Source organism: Psychromonas sp. B3M02, from assembly GCF_003318165.1.
In the GTDB taxonomy this organism is placed as follows: Bacteria; Pseudomonadota; Gammaproteobacteria; order Enterobacterales; family Psychromonadaceae; genus Psychromonas.
Map to the genome: position 1 here is coordinate 1 of NZ_QOCB01000088.1, position 22,551 is coordinate 22,551.

Sequence of the window (22,551 nt, forward strand, 5' to 3'; positions counted from 1 at the left end):
CATTAAGTATTATAATAACAAAATATATTCCTATGACACTTGTCACTTTTACTTATTTAAAAATCAGATCTTTGTCACCACAATCTAGTTATTAGTATAAATAAAATCAAAAATGATAACTAACACACTGAATTTAAATTAAAACTATATTTTCAATAACTTAAAACAATCAAGAAAAGAGAAATACAGGGACTTGTGGATAAATTTAAATAAATCTCTATTTAGAGAACTAAATAACAAAACACATTTTATATGTATGACAATATAATCAAAGTTAGAACATGATTTAACAATAAAACTAATTACATAATGTTAAAAAATACTGAGTGAGTGTACTACGACTCTTAATCTAAGAATTAACGGCCCTGCCGTATCCTCATTAATGACTCTAACTATTAAACCCAAATTAATTATTAAAATAGGCATTGATATGTTAACTAAAAAAATTTCTGATAGTGGTGCTAAAAACAGCTATAAAATGGCTGTAATCGCTTGTTCATTTGCATTACTTGGTTGTGCAAGCACTGTAGACGACAATACTGCAGTACTTGCCAAAGCAGGTTCTCCTGCCAGTCAATTTGATCTGTTAGGTTGGACGATTAGTGTGCCAATTGACTCTGATGGCAACGGAAAATCAGACCAAATTAAAGAGAAAGCATTAGCTGCAGGTTACTCTGATCCAGAATATTTTTATTTAGCCGATGATGGTGGCATGGTATTTAAGTCACCAATAAAAGGAGCTAAAACCTCTAAAAACACTAAATATACACGTTCAGAACTACGTGAAATGATGCGTCGAGGTAATACTTCATACAGCACTAAAGGGGTTGGTGGTAATAACTGGGTATTTTCGACCGCGCCTGATGCTGACCTAGAAAATGCCGGCGGTGTTGATGGGACATTAGAGGCGACACTAGCAGTTAATCATGTCACAACAACGGGTGTTAGCTGGCAACAAGGTCGTGTGATTATCGGTCAAATCCACGCAAATAATGATGAGCCAATTAGGTTATATTACCGAAAATTACCACAGCATGAAAAAGGCTCAATCTACTTTGCACACGAACCAAATAGTAAAGCAGATGAACAATGGATAGATATCATAGGTAACTCATTACCCAACTATTGGCACCAAGATGCAACTCCAGCAGAGCCAGAAGATGGTATTAAATTAGGTGAGAAATTCAGTTATCGCATCAATGTCACAGGGCATGATTTAGCAGTAACAGTGATGCGCCCAGGTAAAGCTGATATCACTAAACATGTTGATATGTCAGAAAGCCGCTATGATGTTGGTGGTCAATACATGTACTTTAAAGCAGGTGTTTACAACCAAAACAAAACTGGCGATGCTAAAGACTACGTACAAGCAACTTTCTATGACTTAAAAGTGTCCCACTAATATTCATTAGTTAACCCTTAATCACTTTATATTAGGCTGGTTTTTCCAGCCTTTATTCCATTTATCAAAACCTCAGTGTCGCCAATCCCCCTAGTTTGACCTATCTATTTGAAATGTAATTTAAAATAATCAGACAACTTTAGATCTAATAGAGTATCTTCAGCGTATTTAAATAATAAAGATGATAAAAGATCTCACTTTGCTACTATTAATTTAACCTTTAAGAGCTAGTTGTCATAAGCCTCATTAATAGGTTCGTCATCTTTACTCTTTAAATAAATCTTCGCTTTAAGGGCTGAAAGTAAAATATTATGGATAATCAACAGAACAAATACAGTATTGAAACAACCGACTATCAAGTCGGTCAAGATAACCTTCAAAAGTGGGGGTTTGATATACATAACCCTGTCTTTGGAATAAGTGCAGGTCTGATCCTGCTATTTATCGCCATGACGTTAATGGTTGAACCCGCCACCGCTAAAACGGTATTAAATGACCTTAAAAATGGCATTATGAAAGATTTTGATCTGCTATTTATGTGGTCCACCAACTTCTTTTTAATATTTGCAATCATTGTCATGTTGAGCCCATTAGGCAAAATCCGTATCGGTGGCAAAGATGCTAAAGCGGAATATACAACGGCTTCCTGGTTAGCGATGTTATTCGCAGCGGGAATGGGGATTGGGTTGTTATTTTGGGGCGTTGCTGAGCCAACGGCTTATTTCACTGATTGGTGGGGAACGCCATTTAATGTAGCGCCTTATACACCGGAGGCTAAAGCATTAGCAATGGGCACCACTATTTTCCATTGGGGCATACATGGCTGGGCAATCTACGCGATAGTGGCACTGGCGTTAGCGTTTTTTACCTACAACAAAGGTTTACCCCTTTCAATTCGGTCGGTTTTTTATCCAATCTTTGGTGATAGAGCTTGGGGATGGTTAGGTCATATCATTGATATTTTAGCCGTATTAGCGACTTTATTTGGTTTGGCGACATCATTAGGTTTGGGAGCACAACAGGCGACCAGTGGTATTAATCATGTATTTGGAACGAATGGCGGTATTGGCATGCAGTTCGCAGTGATTGCCTTTGTTACTTTCATCGCTATTTTATCCATTATTCGTGGTATCGAAGGCGGTGTAAAACTACTCAGTAATATCAACATGGTCTTTGCTTTTGCATTGCTAGTATTTGTGATTGCTGTGAGTTTTGATGTTGTTATCAGCTCTGTGCCAAATACATTAATCGATTATATCAACAATATTATTCCTCTGAGTAATCCACATGGTCGTGAAGATGAAGTATGGATGCATGGTTGGACAGTATTTTATTGGGCATGGTGGATTTCATGGTCACCATTTGTTGGTATGTTCATTGCGCGTGTTTCAAAAGGCCGTACAGTTCGTCAATTCCTATTTTGTGTGATTTTTGTGCCAACACTATTAACCATTATCTGGATGGGAGTCTTTGGTGGTATTGCATTGGATCAAGTAGTCAACAAAGTCGGTGAATTAGGAGCTAATGGGCTAACAGATATCTCTTTAACTTTATTTCATGTATATGACCAATTACCTTTTGGCAATATTATTTCAATCATATCTATTGTGTTAATACTGATTTTCTTTGTAACCTCGTCAGATTCTGGTTCATTGGTCATAGATAGCATTACCGCAGGCGGTAAGATTGATGCACCAATACCTCAGCGTATTTTTTGGGCGACCACGGAAGGTGCAATTGCAGCGGTCATGTTATGGATTGGTGGTAAAGAAGCATTGCAGGCGTTGCAATCAGGTGTAGTCGCTACTGCGCTCCCTTTCACCTTTGTATTGCTTATTATGTGTATCAGTTTAATTAAAGGCTTGAATACAGAGCGAGCTCTCTATAAATAAGTGATATCCACATCTAAAACACAAAAGGCTATCAAACTCAGTTTGATAGCCTTTTTATTATTTATTGGCGATTAAAAATAAATACGCCCGTATGCATAGGCATCTTGTGCCGCTTCACCTACATTTAATTCGATTGCTAAAATAATGGGTCTACTCGGTTTAAAATTGACACCAACCGTTCCCCAAATACGCTCTTTACCCCAAGAGTAATCCACTCCATCACCGTAAGCACTACTGCTATCCCAGGCCTCATACTCTTCGTAATTAATCGAACTAGTCAGCTCAATTTTATCGGTTGCATTAAAGCGAGCAGAGACCAAACCACCTTTGTTTTTAAGTGTGTGGTAATCATTGTAAACATCTGCGTTATCAGAATCTTCTTCTGATATATCTTCATTCTCAATAAATCCATTGACACCAATCGCTAGGTCTTCTAATACATAGGCTCGTAAACCTAACGTAAATAGGTTTTGCTCTCCATATTTCGACAGACCATCAGATCCACGACGCGTCTCAGCCCCGACGACTACATCTACAATGTTACTGAAATAACCAACATAACCATTTACGATATCACCTTGCTCTGAACCCGATGAGCTCTCACCTTGGTAAGTATAAGAGATGCCCATTCGAAACGCGTCAGCAACACCTTCATACTTAATAGTATTGTCTTGGTCGCCCGCTTCGCCGGTTTCTACTGTGGTATCAAAGGTAAAATCACCATACTTATCGTAATCGTCCAATGCGGTATCGGTTAAACCAACTTCAATAGCATGTTGTTTATAAAACTTATAACCCAAGAATAATTTATCAACATCCAGTTCCATATCACCTGAACCGTATTCCCAATTTTCACGTTGGTAATCCAGCTCTAAACGGTAATAAATCCCTTCAGTTTCACCTTTTAACCCTAGTGTGGCAAAACTATCATCAATATATGATTGTTCGTCCGTATAAAACTCCCCATATTCATAGTCAGCCCCGACATGGCCACCTACGCCAACTTCACCATATACTTTCAAGTAATCGCCATTTTCTTTTTCATAAATAGTGGCAGCTTGCGCAACAGAATGAGTTAAAACAGTTGCGATCGACAAACAAAGAATCGATTTTTTGAACATTGAAAAGTTCCTTAATTTAATGTTTTTGAATACTAATATGTATTTCTTTTTATAATAATTGATGCAAACACAACCAAGCCGCTGAACTAGGTTTCAGGAAAAAAATGCACATCATTTAAAGCGTAATTGATGCCTATGAAGATTAACGGTTAGGCATGCTTGTGGAAGAAAATAAAAAAGGTTGCCCTTATAATGGTTATTCCCTTAACCACAATCACATAAAATAAGTCGTTTTAACCAAAAATAGCTCTGCTATTGGTGTGATTGATACAATAAGCTTTAGATCACTCAATAGATCGAAAACAAACCTATCAAGCAATAATAAATGCATACAAAATAAATATAAATTGCATACATTTGGATGATAAGTTTAATTTTAAAATTTTCCAAATTAATGACTTATAAATGATTAACATTTATGGAACTTTAACTTTTAAGCTTAAAAAACGATCAAAACTTAATTATTAAATATAAAAAATAGCAGGGACGTAAGGTGAGATGCTTACTAAATAGTATGCAATAGCAGGACAAGAGATAGAGTAAAACTACTCCTTTTAATAGCAAAAAGGTCTGTAAATACAGACCTTTTTGCTGAGATTATCAGTATACTGACTAATACCAATCACTTATTTAATGCAATTGGTATAATTTACTTTCCTATTATATTAATCAGCCCAAATTTCGCTAACGTATTCAGGGTGGTCAATAAATGGGTTTCTGTTACCTTGGAATTCATAAGCCGCTTCATTTCTATCAAGCTCTTTTTGGCTCACAGGATCACTTTCATTCCACTCTTTAAGCAGTGTAATCACCCAGTCTTCATAAACATAATCAGAACTGCTATCTAATACTGCAGCAGCATTATCTGAATTTGTTTCCCAAGTAGATACAATATCTTCATAACGGGTTGCCATGTAGAAATACGCTCTAGCAAAGTCACCTTTAAACTCATCAATGGGTTCAAAAACGGTACCAGTATATCCTAGGTCGCTACTTGCCGATCCTACTTTACTGCCGTTATCAGAAACATAACTACTTGTCCCTACAACACCATATGGATAACTACTGCGTTGACCATTTACATAACCATCGGTAGCAAAAATATGATGAATATCAGTATACATTGGGTATTCTTCATCAAACCAACTCTTAGGAAATGAATGTTCACGGTTATAACAACTACCCTCACCAGTATAGTTACCACATTGATCTGTCACCGGCGTGTAATTATAACTATCTGACGTAGACACATTTTCAGAGTACATATCTAAAATAGAACCATCATTTTCATAATAAACATCTAATGAATTAGTACCCATGAAGTCCCATAAATTAGCGTATGTTTTAGTGGTGTGATCTTTAACAATATTATACAAAGCTGTTTTTAACTCAAGGCCAGATAACCCTTCTGCACTGGCATAATAGGCACTAGTATCAGAGCTTGAATCGGTAGTCACTGACAAACTATCAATATAAACAATTTCAGAATCGGTAAAACCAGTCTGGTCGTAGAAACGCACACCAACTTCAATACTAGTGGTTTCTGTCGCTTCATAAGTAGTAGTGACTTCTTGCCATTCGTTTACTATCGTATTGTCAGAGTAATCGGCGTAACCATCTATATATAATCTCGCTTTAACAAAACCATCGGTGTGATAAACCCATGTGCTGAAAGTGTAAGAAGTGCCTGCGACAACATCAATAGATTGACGTAAATCAGTATCACCTTGAGTACCTGAGTTTACTGCTACTTGTGCAGAAGACGTTCCTTCATAATAATTGCTTGTATCCTGTGTAACGCCAATATCACTATCGATAGTTGTCCAACTATCTGGCAATGAATCAGTCCAGCTTTCAAAGTCACCATTTAGTAATAAAGTGCTCTCGGTATCGTCAGTTGCGTACTCTTCAGTAGTCTCTTCATCAGTTGTTTCTTCTGTTACTTCTTCTTCAGTTGAAGTCTCATCAGTCACCTCTTCAGTTACCTCTTCTTCACTCTCAGCACTTTCATTACTAACCGAAAAGTTATCGACATAAACAATCTCTTCTTCATCAAAACCTGTTTGATCATAGAATCGTAAACCCACCTCGATATTTTTATCTTCGTCGGCGGTATAGCTATAGGTCATTTCTTGCCATTGATAGACTAAGTCAGGATCTGAATAGTTTTGGTAACCGTCTACATATAAGCGAGCACTCACCATACCTTCCGTATGATAAACCCATGTCGTTACGGTATAAGTCACACCAGATTCAACATCAATAGATTGACGGAAATCAGTATCACCTTGAGTAGCAGTTGTTACCGTTACTTCTGCAGAATTTTCACCTTCATAAAACTGATCTGCAGACTGGATAACAGTGATCCCATCTTCAATAGTTGTCCAACTATCTGGCACGCCATCGGTCCAACTTTCAAAATCACCATTTAAGAGTACGCTCGCTGTTGTAGTATCTTCGCTGCTGGTGTCTTCAGTACTACTGTCATCTTCCGTTTCTGTCGCCGTTTCTTCTTCAGTCGACTCACTCTCTTGGATCGCTGTAATATAATCATTACTAGTGATCGTAGAGTTATCATCACTGCTTTCACAAGCCGCTAAGCCACCGAATGCTAATAACAGTAACGCTGTTTTTAGTTTGTTATCCATGTTATCTCTCTTTAAATACCATTTAAAAATAAACGTGCTAGTGATGCCAATACAATCTCTGTATTGGCATCCTAATGACTAGGTTAAGTTAGGCCTTTTGGCGACGTAAGAATGCTAAGCCCAAAAGTGACAGTAGGCTGAATAAACCAAATGCACCACCACCTGAACCGTCATACTCCTCAGCCGGTGCGATAGTTGCGCTAGTAGAATCTTCAGAAGCTGCTTCGAAAGTCATTGATTGAGTGTAGTCAGATAACACTTCTCCATCACGTGTTAGGGTCATCTTGGCGGTGTATTCACCCGCTTCGATACCATAGACCTCAATTTCTACTAATGATTGGTTGTCTTCTGTGATGGTAATGTTTGGTAGTACAACATCACTCATATCTTCCGAAGAGGATAAAGCGATTTGTACAACATCATCCACTAAAGCACCTTCCGCTAAAACATAAGGAACAGTGACAGCACTACTGCTAATGGTTAGGTATACTGGTTCCCCTTCACCCACTTCACCATATTCATAGCTTAATGAAATAATCGCAGAGTCATGGTCTGAAGAGCGATACTCATCATCCACGTAGAAGTTATCTGCAAAATCACCTTTATATTCACTGTTGTAATCATATAGCGATGATTCAGGGGCATTGATATGCCAATCAACTGCATCAATAAGACGCGTTTCTAATGAAGGACTTATTAAAATATGGTCTAACGAACCTATTTCATCATCGTAAGAATAACTCCAGCTTTGTTGATCTTTTGCTGCATCTTTTAATGCGACTGTATTTAGGTAACCGTAGGTTTTTGTAATTGTTTCAGCAGAACCATCAACGTTAAATTGTGGCTTATCACCGATGTAAGTATCACGTGCGGCAATAATCTCTTTACCCGTAGTATTCTCTGTAAGTACTAACATTGGATCTTCTTGACCATAAGAGTTTAAGTCACCCACAATGACACGGTCACCGCCAATTTCATCAAGCTCTTCAGCTAATTGAACCGCTGCGGCTACACGTAAGTTTTCACAAGAGCCTTGTAAATCTGCATCAGGGGCATCATCTGACCAGGTGCTTTCATCACCAAACTCAACACCATCCCAATCTTCCCAACACGTTGATCCTTTTGATTTAAAGTGGTTAACAGCGACCGTTAACGTTTTACCTGTATTAGGAATTTTGAAGGTAGCAGCAAGCGTTTCACGTTGATAATTATCACCGCTCTCAAGCACTTCGCCACTGCTGTCTTTGACAACAACGTTACTATCATTGACAACCACAGGAGCGTGCTGCTCAGGCATTGAAATCACTTGCATGCTTTCAATACTTACTTTTGTAGGGCGGTAAATTAAACCTGTACTAATCGCATCTGTGCCTAACGCATCATTTTCATCTAATACAAGGTCACTGTTAGAGTCATAACCAACAAAGACATAACGATTACTGATGGAAACATCACTATCCACATCCTTAGGATCTTCATCGTAATATTCATCATTAATCGCATCAACAAGCGCTTGGATAGCACTATCACTGCCAAAACCGTTATTCTCTATTTCCATTAACCCAACAATATCAGCATCTAACCCTTTGATAGCAGAAACTAATTTCGCAAGTTGTTTGGTATATTCATCTTCATCATCGGCACCACGGTTATCACCAAAGCTATTGCTATCGCCACCATATGGAGAGTTAAATAAGTTAAGCACATTTTGAGTACCGACTTTAATCACAAAGCTATCATCATCGGTCGTTGTGCTTAAATCTGGAGAGGAAGTTCTATCTGTATTATGGGTAAAGTTACTGCTCACCAATTCATTAGTGACGACCATATTAAAATTGCCGTAGCTATAGGTAATCACACCTTCCATGCCAATAACACTATCGTCGATACGAATATAGTTATCTTCCGGATTTGAGTTGAAATTTGGATAATAAGGAATTTCGCCATCATCAGCACTTTCACTGCTTTCCACAATTAAGCGATAATCATCATTTTCATCTTCAGCAGCATAAGCTTCATCACTACCTGCAACATTGTCCTGGGTAGGATTCATATTAGGACGAAGATAAGACAAAATTAAATCATTACGGTAGCTGTCATAGTTAAAACCAAAAGTTTTAGTGACACGCATATCTTGATTACCGCTAGTGTTCATGTCGATATCTTCAGGTAAGTTAACTAACATACCTTCATAACGCTCTAACGTTGCATTAAACGAACCGTTATCATCTGCGATCATTTCAATATCAGTTGCTGCAGGCGCTGAAGTGCTTGTATCAATGATATCCCATTCATCAGTTTCTAATTGTGTCAGTGTGTAGTATTCAGTCACAGTACTTGTCACACATACAGTATTACCTATCATGTCATCGGTAGCGTTAGCAGTACTCACAAAAATACCATCTGACGTCAATTCATCACCATCTGGTGTTACATCTTGTAAGTAAAAACCTTTTTCAGGATAACTAGTGACTGCTGTGACGATACCTGTCACATTATAACTTTCAGCAGACTCAAAACCGCTGCTAATAAGGGGAGAAGCTGAATCAGAGCCTTGAATTTCAGCAATGGTTGTTTGTGTGTCTAAAGAACAAGTGGAAGCAACCACTTCCTCGTACTCTGAGTAAGTTGCTGTGCCAAGGTCATCGAAAACATCTTCACCAAAATCTTCCCATTCAGATGAAGAGTAAGTGGATGATTGAACAGGTGTAGAATCTCCTTCACCAGCTCTACGGCGCAATGTTTGACCACTTCCCCAATAGGTGCCATCAGTACCAATTGTGTCATAAGTGGTATTAGTGTCCGTATCGATAATCGCCACGTGATCATCACCATTAAAGCTTAAGCTGTAATAGGACTGCTCATCGTAACTGGCCGCGATAACCGCTGTCGCAGAACTGGCAATTGATTCACTCAAGGCAGCATCTGCAGCGCTGTTATAAATAACAACTGTCGCACCACCTGCAATGGTGAGCCCTTCCAATATATTATCACCGTCAGGTGTTCTAATTTGGTTATCGTAAGAGCTATATTGTAATTCAATATTACTAGGGAATGTGTAGCTGCTTGAACCCGTATTGGTCAATTCAATGGCTTTATTATCGCCTGACCCTTCTACATACTCACTAATAATAATATCGGTGATTGCAGCATTAGCATTGGCTGCCAAAATACCACTAATAACTAGCGATAATGTGGTCTTTTTCAAAATATTACTCATCATTTTATCCTTAAATTAATCTTTGATTTTTAACTGCTTACAGCAAGTTAGAAATAAACACGACCATATGCATAAGCGTCTTGCGCTGCTTCGCCAAAGTTAGCTTCCAATGCAAATACCACTGATTTAGTGGGTTTAAAATTAAACCCTAATGTGCCCCATATACGTTCTTTGCCCCATGAATACTCATCATCAGGTGCAACACCATATGGACTGTAGATATCCCACTCTTCATAAGCCTCGTAGTTAAATGAGCCAGTAAGCTCCAGTTTTTCCGTTGCAATGTAACGAGCAGAAATCAACGCCCCTTTATTTTCAAGCGTTTGATAATCGTTATAAGAGTATGTTTCTTCTAGGTCGTCGCTAATTGAAATAAGTGTCGATTCTTGAGCAATATCTTCATATTCGATAAAACCATTTAAACCAATCGCCAGGTCATCGCCAAGGTAAGCTCTTAATCCTAAGGTATACAGCATCTGCTCACCGTATTTAGAGATACCTTCAGAGCCTGTGCGGGTTTCAGCTCCTAAAACAACATCAGCATAATCACTGAAGAAGCCCACATAACCATTGATCACGTCACCTAATTCAGAGCCAGAAGAGCTTTCACCATCGTAAGTGTAAGATAAGCCCATCTTAAAGTTAGACATCACACCTTCATATTTAACGGTATTCTCCTGGTCACCACCTTCACCCGTTTCTACTGTGGTATCAAAGGTAAAGTCACCAAATTTATCGTAATCGTCTAACGCTGTATCGGTTAAACCAATTTCAATGGCATGCTGTTGATAGAATTTGTAACCTATAAACAGTTTATCGATGGCAAGCACCATATCACCTGATCCGTATTCCCAGTTCTCACGTTCATAATCTAGCTCTAAACGGTAATACACATCATCGTATTCGCCTTTAAGTCCTAAGGTCGCAAAGCTGTCATCAATGTAAGATTCGTCATCGGTGTAGAATTCACCGTACTCGTAATCTGCTCCTATATGCCCACCAACACCCACTTCACCATACACTTGCAAGTTATCGCCATTATCTTTTTCATAAATAGTGGCACCTTGTGTTATTGGGCTCGCTAAAACCGTTGCAACAGCAATGCTTAGCATTGTTTTATTTAACATTTCATCATCCTTATACAATGTTTTTAAAATATGACGAACCCGTTTTGAAAATAGACGCGTCAGAAATCACAAAGCGCATGAAGTTAACAGGGCTTTATGACAGTTTTGTTTAACTGATAAATTATTTACTTTTTTATTCCCTAAATAATGATGGAATAGTAAGAGATTATTGGTACTCAGGAATAAATTGAGCGACCTTAATAGGGGAATGAGATTGGACATAATCCTTTAATACTTCCGCATCCACATACCCTGTATTTACATAGGTGGGATGTTGCGTAATATTAGGATATCCATCACCACCAGCGGCATTAAACGAGGGCACACTGAAACGATACTGTTGTTCAACTTGGATTGGCTTACCTGAAATCATTACCTGACTAAGCTGCATACCATTGATTTCCATAGTGATACCTGAAAACTGTGGATAAGCACCAGAATCTTTCTGTTTAGTAGCAACTTGTTTTAAGTAGTCCATGACTTCAGCACCACTCATGTCCACATAGGTGATGGTATTGGCAAAAGGTTGTACGGTTAAAATATCTTTGTAGGTAATATCGCCCGTTTCAATAGAAGCACGAATACCACCAGAATTCATGACTGAAAAGTCAGCTTGTACGCGTTGCTTATGAGATGTTGCAATCAAGTAACCTAAGTTAGTTTGGTTATTACGAACGACTTTACGTTCCCCCTGTAACAAACCATCGGTACTACCCACAACAATATTTAATGCTTCTTGGCCTTGTTCTTGGAATGGTTTTAAGGTGTTTAGCACTTCTTCATCTTGAACAATCTCTTGCTCAACAAAAACGCGGACTTTTTTACCATCTTCTCCGGCAACTTTGTGTTTAAGATTAACCGGAATTAATTGGTATGACTGCAATGTTAGCTCACCATTTTTGAAGGTGTAATCGGCACGCCCTACGTATTTACCCCATTCATGAGCTTGAACGATGTAAGTACCATTTTGCTGATCAGGGGTACATGCATCACCCGCTTTGAAACTTGCGTATTTATTTTTTCCTTCCATACACACAGGTTCTTGAGAGTGTCCGCCAACAACCATATCAAGGTCACCAGGTTCAAGGTAACGAGCTAATTGCACATCACCAGGTGCATTCGCACCACTGTTACCATTCAGGTAGTGTCCCATGTGGGTTGCCGCGATAATAACATCTGGTTTTTCAGTGGTTTTTAACTCTGCAATGACTTGCTTAGCTTCTACTTTAGGGTCAGTAAAGGTCACTTGCTTAATAAATTCGGGATTACCAATTTTCACGGTATCTTCAGTAGTTAAGCCGATCACCGCTATTTTAACGCCCGCTTTATCAAAAATTTTGTAAGCATCAAACATACGCTTGCCATCTTTGTATATGTTTGCCGCTAAAAAAGGAAAGTTAGCCCAATCAGCTTGCTGAGCTAGCACATCTAAAGGATTATCAAACTCATGGTTACCCACAGCCATCGCATCGTAACCAATCATATTCATGCCGATAAAGTCAGGTTTTGCATCAAGTAAATCGGATTCGGGTACACCAGTATTAACATCACCGCCAGACAGTAACAGAACAGCCCCGCCTTCAGCCTCTACTTCTGCTCGAATATAGTTGATTAATGTTGCTCTAGCCGGCATACCATATTCGCCATATTTATTTTGCCAAAAGTGCCCATGGTTGTCATTGGTATGTAAAATGGTCAACTTATATTCTTGATCAGCAACCCAATCATGGTGACCATTAGTTTGAGCATTTAAAACACTACTTCCTGCAAGCATAATCAAAGCTAAACTTGCGTATTTCATCTGTTTTGTATCCATCAATTTAATCCCTTAAACTCGGTAAACTAGTTATCTATAACGTAGTTTAATAACGGGTTATTACTATTCCATGAACCCAACCACTATTTAAACCATCTATCAAAGCATGATTAAAATCAACACAACTTATGGTTAATTGATGTACTGAAATAGTTCAAATTTGGTGCTTTAACGCCCCAAATTGGTGATACAGATTAACCAATATCAGCATATCAACTTAAAAATAGTGTTATTTGAATAGTTAAAGGCAAACACAATACTGACCAAAGGGTCAAGTAACGCTCTTTATTGGTGCTAAGGTATCTTGACCATTTATTCAAATTGACATAACAATGACATATTGTTGACCAGTAAAATGTAATATGCGGCTTTGATTACATCGCTAACAAGCTAAATGCAATGAACTTAATGAAAAGAAAGCATTATTTATGGTGGGTTTTGAGCAGATATTTATTATGGAAAAGTGTCTTGTCACCTGCTTAATTAGTCATACAATATAGGAGTGAAAAGAGAGGCTTTGATACTTAACCAAAGCCCCTCTTTTGGATTCAAATTTTGCTATTTATACACTGAAATACTCGGTATCTTTATTTAATTTTTTCGAGAGTGCTTCCAATAACTCGGCTTGATGCAGATTATTTTTTAAGGTTTCGCTAGTCTCTTTTGCCATCACTGAAATCTCCTCAACACCATTAGAAACATCAGAAATAGTAACAACTTGTTGATGAGTTGCGGAGACCACTTCTTGTACCTTAGCCAACGAGTCATCAGCTTGACGCTGTATATCATTTAATAACTGATTCGCTTGATGGGTTAATGTTAACCCCTTCTCAACTTGAGGTACGGTTGTCTCCATTGCTCTCACAGAGGCTTCTGTATCTCCTTGCACTTGATTTATCATGGATTCAATCTCGCCCGTTGCATCACCTGTTCTGATCGCTAATTGACGTACTTCATCGGCAACCACCGCAAACCCTCTCCCTGTTTCACCTGCACGAGCAGCTTCTATCGCGGCATTTAATGCTAATAAATTAGTTTGGTCAGAAATACTTCGGATGACATTAATAATCTCACCAATCTCTCGGGTTCTCTCCTGTAAAATAGTAATTTGCGATACCGTAGCGTTAACAGTAGTAGATATATTGCCAATCTCATTAGCAACATGTTGCACGGCCTCTTTACCTTGCTGCGATAATGTCGCTGTGCTTATAGAGTTATCTTCAGTTTGTTTCACCGTATCAACCACATTATCGATACTTTCAGTCATTGATACTAAGCGCACCTGTGCATCTTTGGTTTGTGCTACCTGTTGGTCTGCGGCGGTTAACGCTTGTAACGACCCCGCTGTCACTGATGTTGCTCGTTCTGATAACTCAGAAGAAGAAGCAATAATATTATTCACAGTGGACTTTAACTGTTGCTGCATAATGCCAATTGAAGCCATCATACTGTTTGGACAACAAGACACTATTTTACCTGTGAGATTCCCCTGTGATATTTTAGACACCACTTTAGCAGCCTCTTGGGGATCACCACCTACGGATTGTTTAACTTGGTAACTGATACGGAAGGCCACAAATAAACCAAGGAGAATGGCAAAACTGGTTAAACTGACCATCCAGCTTTGAAATGAGCTTGCAACTATTCGCACCTCTTTTGTCGCTTCTTGATTAGCAATACCTTGATAATCAATAAACTCATTAATCACAGCTAACCATTCGATAAAAGCTGGTTTGGCTTGATTAAGTAATATCTCATTGGCAGAGTTAATGTTGTCTGCACGTTTGGCATCGATGATCTGAGTAACTAATGGCATCGCTTGAGACTCTATCTGTTTAATCTGTTGATAGATGCTTTTTTCATCAAGACTAGCCATATCCGACTCAATAATCTTATTCATTGCCAATGATGATTGATGGTAACTCTCACCTAATCGCGCTAACGCTTCCATTGCGACATGCATCTCAGACGCTGTTCTTGCTAATACGATATCTCGCAATGCAATAGCACGGTCGTGAACACTGCCTCTAAAATCGATGGCATAGCGTTGTTTAACTGCATTAACATCCGTAATTTCGGTGATCGTATCATCAATAAAATTAACACGATGGATACTGATAAAATTCAATATCAACATCATTAACATCACCACACCAAAGCCAATCACTAAGCGTAAATTAATTGTCATATATTTTCTCAAGGAGTATCTAAAAACCATAAGATTAGTGTGTTAATAGCGAATACTCCATTTAAATATAAAAAAATTACTTCTGTTTAGATAAAATAAATAACGGCTTAGAAAAGTAAAAAAATTCTATAAAGCCATAGTTTTTTGCCATCTTAATACAGGCCATGGTATTACTGAGTTTGTTTAGTTTAAGTACCTATCTAAGGTATCTTATTTTGATAAATGGGCAAAATAGAGGTAAGCATGAGTTAAAAAGAGAAGGAAAGTTAACAGGAAAAGTAGTCAGAGAGGAAACCCTCTGACTATAAATTGAATAATGCGATGCTACTTTTCAGCAGGTAAAAAATCTTTAATGATTTCGTATAAACGCGGACGTTTTGCAGCTATATCTTCAGCCGACAACCCTTCTAATGAATGAGGGTACTTCAACCACGCGTCAGTTTCATGTAGATAATAGTCAGGAACTCTATCCGTTTGATTACGTGTTGGCTTAAAATACGGCACAGCAACACGAACATCTTCAGGCATATTTAAGCGTGTTTTGCGCTGTAGCTCTTTGATAATTGCTTCAATGGAGCGCCCTGTATCATAAACATCATCAACTAGTAACAGGCGATCATGATGTTCTAGGTTCTTCACCAGGTAATTTAAACCATGAACTTTCACCTCTTTTTGCTGCTGATCGATAGCGGCAGCATAAGAAGAAGTACGAATAGCAATATGGTCAGACTCAATACCATGCACGGCTAAAAACTCTTGTACAGCAATACCAATAGGTGCACCGCCACGCCATATAGCGACGATAAAGGTTGGTTTGAAATCACTATCCAAAATTTGACGTGCTAAAGCATATGAATCTTCTAATAAATTTTGAGCGGTTAAATATTGTTTTTCTGCCATATCACTTCCAAATCTGCTTAAAGTTAATGTCACTAGTGATTGAATATAAAGTGACTTTATGTTCTAATTTTTTCAATAAATTCCAATAAACATAACACAATAAATGGGTGATTTCTTGGCTAAATACGACGAAAAAATATTTTTAGATGAAGACACCTTAATTGAGGAATCTTTCCAATTAGCAACGCAAATTATTGCCAGCGACTTTAAACCGACTTTTATTGTAGGGTTATGGAGAGGCGGTAGCTCAGTGGGTATTTACGTGCAGGAATGTTTACAAACATTAGGTATAAAAACCGACCATATATCAATCCGAACTTCCTATGGTGGTTTTGACAGTTATCACCAACAAACAACAGGTGATCAACCGATTAATGTCCATGGTCTAACTTACTTAGTTAAACAGCTTAATGCAGATGATAAACTGCTGATCGTCGATGATATGTACCGCTCAGGTAAAAATGCAGAAGCAGTGATCAGTGAGCTGAAAGCAAGGCTAAAGCGAAATATGCCTGAAGATGTACGTATTGCCACGGTTTGGAAGAAAAAGACATTAACAGATTGTGCAGGTCCCGATTACTTTGTTCATTCAACTGACGATTGGGTAGTATTTCCCTATGAGTTGCAAGGCTTATCATTGGAAGAGATTAAAGAACATAAGTCATTTGCTTATAAATCTATTGTTCCTGAGTTTTTCACCAAAAAATCCATTGGCTAAACAGATCCTGTTACTTCGTTAAATAATTAAGTAGTTACTAACACAACTGCTTAATTGTTTTAAATATCCTTTATTTTATTCATTGTACTTACATTGATACATAGCGTGATCGGCCTCAGACAGTAGCTGCTGAATATCATTATGCTTATCCACGTTGTACTCAGTAATGCCATAGGAAAAACAAACATCTAAGGTGATTTTATTATCATCAAGTTCCGTCTGCAATGCCATGGTTAACGTTGACATTAATTGTTCAGTATTAGCAGCATCTGTATTACTAAATAACACTACAAACTCATCACCGCCCAAGCGTCCAATAACATCTGAAGAACGAAAATTATCACCTAATACTTTTGCAAAAATAGTTAAGACTTGATCGCCAACCTCATGACCAAAGGTATCATTAATCGCTTTAAAGCGATCTAAATCAAGATAGACTAAAGATGCAGGAAGCTCACTTCTATTACATAGATTAAGTGAGTTTTGGGCTAAAGAGAGGAAACCACGGCGATTTAATAGACCTGTTAGATCATCTTGAGTGGCTAATTGCACAGCAGACAACTCTAATTCCACTGTTTTAGCTAAATCTTTTAAAGCATCACAATCATCTTTACTAAATTCACGAGCATAATGATCTGCAATACAAATAGTCCCTAATCTATATCCGTTGATAACTAGCGGACATCCAGCATAAAATTCTACTTTAGGTTCATCTATGACTAGGGGATTATCGTAAAAGCGAAGATCCTTGCTTGCGGCAGGAATAACCAATATCTCATCACCTAAAATAGCATGGCCACAAAAAGAGGTTTCACGAGGCCCTTCATTAATATCAAGCCCAATACATGATTTGAACCATTGACGGTTTTCATCTATTAAAGTCACTAAAGCAATGGGAACATCAAACAAGCGTTTAGCAAGCCTAGTAATACGATCAAAGCGCTCCTCTGCTAATGTGTCCAAGACTTCCAAGGACTTAAGCATCGCTAAACGCTGTTTTTCATTACTGGGAATATCTGGGTTTTTCATAAATAATCCTGAACAAAAAAGCAAAGAACCTAAACTATAACAACTAAAAAGCTAAAAATTAACACTTAAGTACTAAGCATGATAAGTTAAACATAAAATGATTGGAAACTTCTCCTTTACTCATTTAAGTTATTCCGATTTTGTTGCGATGATCGGCACCTTATTAATATCAATGTATCAAATAGCATTAAGTAATCTCAATATCCACTGCATTTTTGTATTATCCACCCTAAGGAATTATTAATGAAAGAGATCCATTTCCCATTTTTAGAGCACACAGGTGCCAAATTAAAAGACTTCACAGAAGGCCAAGCTAACGTTGAGCTACATACTCAGCCTTATCATCTACAACACAAAGGGTTTGTACATGGTGGTGTTATTTCAACTTTGATGGATAATACAGGATGGTATGCGGCCGTATCGAATTTACAATCTGGTTATACGGCTGTGACAATGGAAATTAAGATTAACTACCTGAAGCCCGCATTAGGAAAATACTTACTAGCGTCGGCCAGTGTCAAACGCCAAGGCAGAACAACTGCATTTGTGACCATTGAATTATTCGATGAAAAAGAAGTGTTAGTGGCTTATGCTACTGGTACTTATGCAGTTATTGAAGATGCGTAACTAGCCCACTGACTTAATAAGACTGTCTTAATAACAATGAAGTGATAGATCACTTCATTGTTATCTTTATTTAAACCTATTTAAAACGTACCAAAACATCCATTTTAGTTGACATAGAAGCACTCAAAATTTGTTTCTGTTGAGGCGCTAGAACAACAATACCGTTATGTTTAGCAATCTGCTTAAACAGATTATTTAAATCAAAGCCGTTATCACGCTCATGAGACGCTTTTACTGCCGTTTTTTTATCGAATAAGCGATCCGCTTTTGCAAAAGTTAAAATATCACGTGTATCTCGTGCTTGAGAAAATAATGCAGCAACCTCTTCCTCAGAAGCTTTTTGTTCGATAACGTTATTACTTTGTATACCACTATTTGTTTCTGAGGTAAGTGCCTCGCTAAACTCAGCAAGTTGAGATTCATCACCACCATTAAAGGTAATTAAAAAGCGTGTTTTATGCTGTGCAATTTTCGGCATATTACTTAAAAAACGGCAGTAGCTTTTACTTTGGTAATCAACAATTAACATGTTATTCCTATTAAAAAATTATAAGGTTATCTCAATCAGATTCCTTGAGGTAACTTCTATCCAACAGAATCATCACGATCACTTGCTGAGTATTTGGGGAAAAATAAGCTGGATTTTACCTGAAGCGAAGGCAATAAGACATGTAAAATTTAAACGCAACAGATACCCATTTCAGTGCCTGAAAGTAAATCAACAAAAAGTATGAATATCATACGTTCACCTTAGGAGATCTGATATAATTATTCTTTTAATTTCAGAGCTTATTATATCCATGTTAATCTCAACACGTTCTCGTTTTGCCTCTTTTATATTAGTTTTAGGTATCCTATTAATAGCGGCTAACTTGCGAGGACCAGTCACAGGTCTTGGTCCAGTATTAGACCAAATAATTAGTTATTTTGACCTTAGTGCCTCTCAAGCAGGTATGCTAACAACCTTACCTCTACTAGCCTTTGCTTTTGCATCCCCCGTTGCCGCGAAATTAGCTAAAAAACAAGGTTTAGAAATATCATTATTTCTTGCATTAATATTGATCGCCATTGGCTTAAGTTCACGCTTAATTGACTCAGTTATTGTACTTTATGTAGGCACCGCGATCATTGGTGTGGGTATTGCTATTGGAAACGTATTATTACCCAGTTTAATTAAACGTGACTTCCCACATAAAGTGGCCTTAATGACCTCGGCGTACGTATTGTCCATGGGGATATTTTCAGGTAGTTATTCTGCCCTACTCATTCCACTAGCCGCCTACAAAGATATTGGTTGGGCAGTGGCATTATCATCCTATGGCATACTCACGTTAATCAGTATCATTATTTGGATACCGCAATTACGACTTCACACCAAACTAACTAAAGACCTATTAGCACCAATCACTAATGGTAAAATTTGGCATCATGCGTTAGCTTGGCAGATCACTTTATGTTTAGGCTTTAATTCATTTTTCACCTATATCATTATTGCTTGGTTGCCTAACATATTGATGGAGACTGGCTACACAGCTCAAGAAGCGGGTGTGCTGCACGGTACTTTTCAATTAGCGACAGCAACGCCAGGATTAATATTAATTCCATTATTAGCAAAGTTAAAAGACCAAAGTATATTAGCAATATCTTTAGCGATTATTGGTAGCATTTGCTTTTTAGGTTTGTTGTATTTACCTGATGCGGCCTTTGTCTGGTCTATTTTATTAGGCTTTTCTTCAGGCGCTATCTTTATCTTAGGTCTCTCTTATATTAGTTATCGCACAAACCATTCTCTACAAGCAGCGTCATTGTCGGGCATGGCACAATCACTAGGCTATACCTTAGCGGCAATCGGACCTATTGCAACGGGTATGTTGCATGCTTACTTTGAAAGCTGGACAACCACACTGTGGTTATGTGCCATTACTTGTTTTTTATCTGGTGTATTTGGTTATCTTGGTGGGCGCGATATAAAACTAGATGAAGATGTATAACAGCAATGACACTGATTAGCGAAAAGCGGTGAGTGTCATTGATATAAAGAGTGGTATCGTTCGCTTACAATACTGGGTTAACTATATGGCTTGTTGCTGTTTAAGCCATTCAAAGACCTTTATTGCACCTAGCGAGCACTGTGCTTTTTCTTGGTAGCTTAACCATTTAATTTCAGCTATCTCAGCGCTCGCGACTAGCTCCCCTTCGAACTCCGCAAAGTAACAGCTTAGTTTAACGATCGCAGGCTCTTGTTGCCCATCAGCCTCGGCATAAAATGTTTGCGCATAACGAATGCTATCACTGTGTAAGTTAACTGATAGCTCTTCATTAATTTCACGACTAAGTGCTTGCTGATCAGACTCTGCCAATTCGCGCTTGCCACCGGGTAAATAAAACAAAGATTTATTATGCGAGCGAGCCACTAATAACTTCCCATCTTGTACCAATAACCAAGCTAATTTATCAATCTCTTTTGACACATTTATTCCTTAAGTAAAGTAAACGAGCTTTATAGTTTTTTAGTCAATAAAGCAGAAACAGCTAACATACCTCCTAAACCAACAAAAACAGTCCCTAAGGTACGATTGACCCAACGCATAGGAGCAGGGTTAGCAAATACAGGTGCCATTTTTGCACCTAGCCCGGTATAAACTGACATCAATAAATATTCTAAACAAAACCAAGTACTGGCTAAGATCAGATATTGAGGCATTTGTGGCTCGTCTGCATTCATAAAACTCGGAAATAACGCAATAAAAAACAACAGGTCTTTAGGGTTACTAATACCAACCATAAAACTCTTTTTAAATAATTTATCAGGCGAGTAAATCAATGTCGATGAGTCTTGTTGTGGGGTCTTGGTGCTCGGTAATTTCACTGCACCTTCACGCCATGAATTCCATCCTAAATAGATAAGGTATGCTGCACCTAGCATCTTAATCACTAAAAATAGCATTTCTGATGCAGCAAGCACCGCACCTAAGCCAATAGCTGATACTGTCATTAACAGCAGCGCTGATAATGCACCGCCTAAGATAGTCGGAATAGACTTTTTATAGCCAAATTTAACCCCATCAGAAATACACAATAGTGCAGACGGTCCAGGGCTAAACAATAATAGGCTAATCACACTGATATAAACCAACCAAGTACTTAATTCCATTTATTCACTCTTAATAGTGTTGCTTTTAATAGTAGTCAGGTGACCCATTAAATAATGGGATACACCCTATTAGCTTAAAGTATTACTCGAAGGTGCCACGGATCGGGTAATCATTTTCAGGTGCTTTAATAAACTCTAAACCTGCTGCTAGGGTACCGATTTCAGGGCGCGCCAAAGGACCGTTAGAGATATCTAATACCTGTACTTGTCCTTTTTCATTGATAACAAACATGCCTGGCTCAGCAAATTTATGATCTGTCTCTTTCTCAGAGCGAGGGTTGGAGATATACAAACCTAAGACCTGCATCTGCTCTATGGTTAAACCATAATACAGTGGGAAAGAGACTTGCAAGTCAGATAAATGCCCTTCAAGTTGTGCTTTGCTGTCTGCAGATACTGCAACAATTTCAACACCATTATCTTCAATTCTTTGCTTATAGGTCTCTAATAGGTTTAGATATTTTGTACATAGAGGGCAATGCTTACCACGATAAACAACGACCATTTTCCAGTCTGCCGTGGTAGATATTTTTCCCAACTCAATAATGTTATCTTCAAGGTCTGTTACTACAATTTTAGGGAATGCTGAACCCGCCGGTAATGATGTATGCATCTTTATGACTCCTTCGATAGTGAAAATAAATGAATTTATAGGGTGTGAAGTTTTCCTGTAATATTCAATTTATGAATATATTATACCAATTGTATT

The 22,551-nt window shown here is 38.0% G+C and carries 17 protein-coding genes and 1 pseudogene; 5 read left to right on the plus strand and 13 right to left on the minus strand.

From position 1 onward, the window contains the following. Positions 1 to 430 precede the first annotated feature (430 nt). Together DS885_RS09565 and DS885_RS09570 are read left to right on the plus strand one after the other, a co-directional pair. The gene (locus tag DS885_RS09565) at positions 431 to 1,402 is read left to right on the plus strand and encodes a polysaccharide lyase family 7 protein (protein WP_258546883.1); all 972 of its coding nucleotides are present in this window, start codon (positions 431 to 433) and stop codon (positions 1,400 to 1,402) included. Between the two features lie 311 nt (positions 1,403 to 1,713). Beyond that, complete coding sequence (locus DS885_RS09570) at positions 1,714 to 3,294, plus strand: BCCT family transporter (protein WP_113819208.1); 1,581 nt, start codon at positions 1,714 to 1,716, stop codon at positions 3,292 to 3,294. Between the two features lie 71 nt (positions 3,295 to 3,365). On the opposite strand, the gene DS885_RS09575 is transcribed toward DS885_RS09570, so the two are convergent. From DS885_RS09575 to DS885_RS09605, 8 genes and pseudogenes are all read right to left on the minus strand, one after another. After that, positions 3,366 to 4,415 (minus strand): porin, encoded by a 1,050-nt coding sequence (locus DS885_RS09575; protein ID WP_113819209.1) that lies wholly within the window; start codon positions 4,413 to 4,415, stop codon positions 3,366 to 3,368. Positions 4,416 to 5,080: 665 nt separating this feature from the next. Continuing rightward, the gene (locus DS885_RS09580; RefSeq protein WP_441344263.1) at positions 5,081 to 6,457 is read right to left on the minus strand and encodes an endonuclease; all 1,377 of its coding nucleotides are present in this window, start codon (positions 6,455 to 6,457) and stop codon (positions 5,081 to 5,083) included. A gap of 75 nt (positions 6,458 to 6,532) precedes the next feature. After that, positions 6,533 to 7,063: pseudogene (locus DS885_RS17940) on the minus strand (carbohydrate binding domain-containing protein); the annotation flags it as partial. A gap of 88 nt (positions 7,064 to 7,151) precedes the next feature. Beyond that, positions 7,152 to 10,283: an ExeM/NucH family extracellular endonuclease gene (locus DS885_RS09585; RefSeq protein ID WP_113819210.1), complete on the minus strand. Its 3,132-nt coding sequence runs from the start codon at positions 10,281 to 10,283 to the stop codon at positions 7,152 to 7,154. 47 nt (positions 10,284 to 10,330) lie between these two features. Continuing rightward, a complete protein-coding gene (locus DS885_RS09590; protein WP_113819211.1) occupies positions 10,331 to 11,410 on the minus strand; it encodes a porin in 1,080 nt (359 codons plus the stop codon). 166 nt (positions 11,411 to 11,576) lie between these two features. Further along, positions 11,577 to 13,226, minus strand: coding sequence for a bifunctional UDP-sugar hydrolase/5'-nucleotidase UshA (gene ushA, locus DS885_RS09595; protein WP_258546885.1), 1,650 nt, complete (start codon positions 13,224 to 13,226; stop codon positions 11,577 to 11,579). 562 nt (positions 13,227 to 13,788) lie between these two features. Next, complete coding sequence (locus DS885_RS09600) at positions 13,789 to 15,414, minus strand: methyl-accepting chemotaxis protein (protein ID WP_113819212.1); 1,626 nt, start codon at positions 15,412 to 15,414, stop codon at positions 13,789 to 13,791. Between the two features lie 324 nt (positions 15,415 to 15,738). After that, a complete protein-coding gene (locus tag DS885_RS09605; RefSeq protein WP_113819213.1) occupies positions 15,739 to 16,314 on the minus strand; it encodes a phosphoribosyltransferase in 576 nt (191 codons plus the stop codon). A gap of 115 nt (positions 16,315 to 16,429) precedes the next feature. Between DS885_RS09605 and DS885_RS09610 the strand changes: the two genes are divergently transcribed. Next, the gene (locus DS885_RS09610) at positions 16,430 to 17,032 is read left to right on the plus strand and encodes a phosphoribosyltransferase (protein ID WP_258546886.1); all 603 of its coding nucleotides are present in this window, start codon (positions 16,430 to 16,432) and stop codon (positions 17,030 to 17,032) included. A gap of 75 nt (positions 17,033 to 17,107) precedes the next feature. Here the strand turns inward: DS885_RS09610 and DS885_RS09615 are convergent, their stop codons facing one another. Continuing rightward, complete coding sequence (locus DS885_RS09615; protein WP_113819215.1) at positions 17,108 to 18,061, minus strand: sensor domain-containing diguanylate cyclase; 954 nt, start codon at positions 18,059 to 18,061, stop codon at positions 17,108 to 17,110. Positions 18,062 to 18,304: 243 nt separating this feature from the next. Here DS885_RS09615 and DS885_RS09620 point away from each other — a divergent pair, with 243 nt between their 5' ends. Beyond that, complete coding sequence (locus DS885_RS09620) at positions 18,305 to 18,688, plus strand: PaaI family thioesterase (protein ID WP_113819216.1); 384 nt, start codon at positions 18,305 to 18,307, stop codon at positions 18,686 to 18,688. A 76-nt stretch (positions 18,689 to 18,764) separates the two neighbouring features. On the opposite strand, the gene DS885_RS09625 is transcribed toward DS885_RS09620, so the two are convergent. Further along, positions 18,765 to 19,217: a hypothetical protein gene (locus tag DS885_RS09625; protein WP_113819217.1), complete on the minus strand. Its 453-nt coding sequence runs from the start codon at positions 19,215 to 19,217 to the stop codon at positions 18,765 to 18,767. Between the two features lie 271 nt (positions 19,218 to 19,488). Between DS885_RS09625 and DS885_RS09630 the strand changes: the two genes are divergently transcribed. Beyond that, the gene (locus tag DS885_RS09630) at positions 19,489 to 20,679 is read left to right on the plus strand and encodes an MFS transporter (protein WP_113819218.1); all 1,191 of its coding nucleotides are present in this window, start codon (positions 19,489 to 19,491) and stop codon (positions 20,677 to 20,679) included. 81 nt (positions 20,680 to 20,760) lie between these two features. Here the strand turns inward: DS885_RS09630 and DS885_RS09635 are convergent, their stop codons facing one another. The 3 genes from DS885_RS09635 to DS885_RS09645 form a co-directional block, all read right to left on the minus strand. Continuing rightward, positions 20,761 to 21,159 carry an NUDIX hydrolase gene (locus tag DS885_RS09635; protein ID WP_113819219.1) on the minus strand — a complete coding sequence of 133 codons (399 nt, stop codon included), beginning with the start codon at positions 21,157 to 21,159 and terminating at the stop codon, positions 20,761 to 20,763. A 29-nt stretch (positions 21,160 to 21,188) separates the two neighbouring features. Then, a complete protein-coding gene (locus DS885_RS09640) occupies positions 21,189 to 21,842 on the minus strand; it encodes a LysE family translocator (RefSeq protein ID WP_113819220.1) in 654 nt (217 codons plus the stop codon). 82 nt (positions 21,843 to 21,924) lie between these two features. Continuing rightward, on the minus strand, positions 21,925 to 22,455 hold the full coding sequence (locus DS885_RS09645) for a redoxin domain-containing protein (RefSeq protein ID WP_113819221.1): 531 nt from the start codon (positions 22,453 to 22,455) through the stop codon (positions 21,925 to 21,927). Between the last annotated feature and the right edge of the window lie 96 nt (positions 22,456 to 22,551).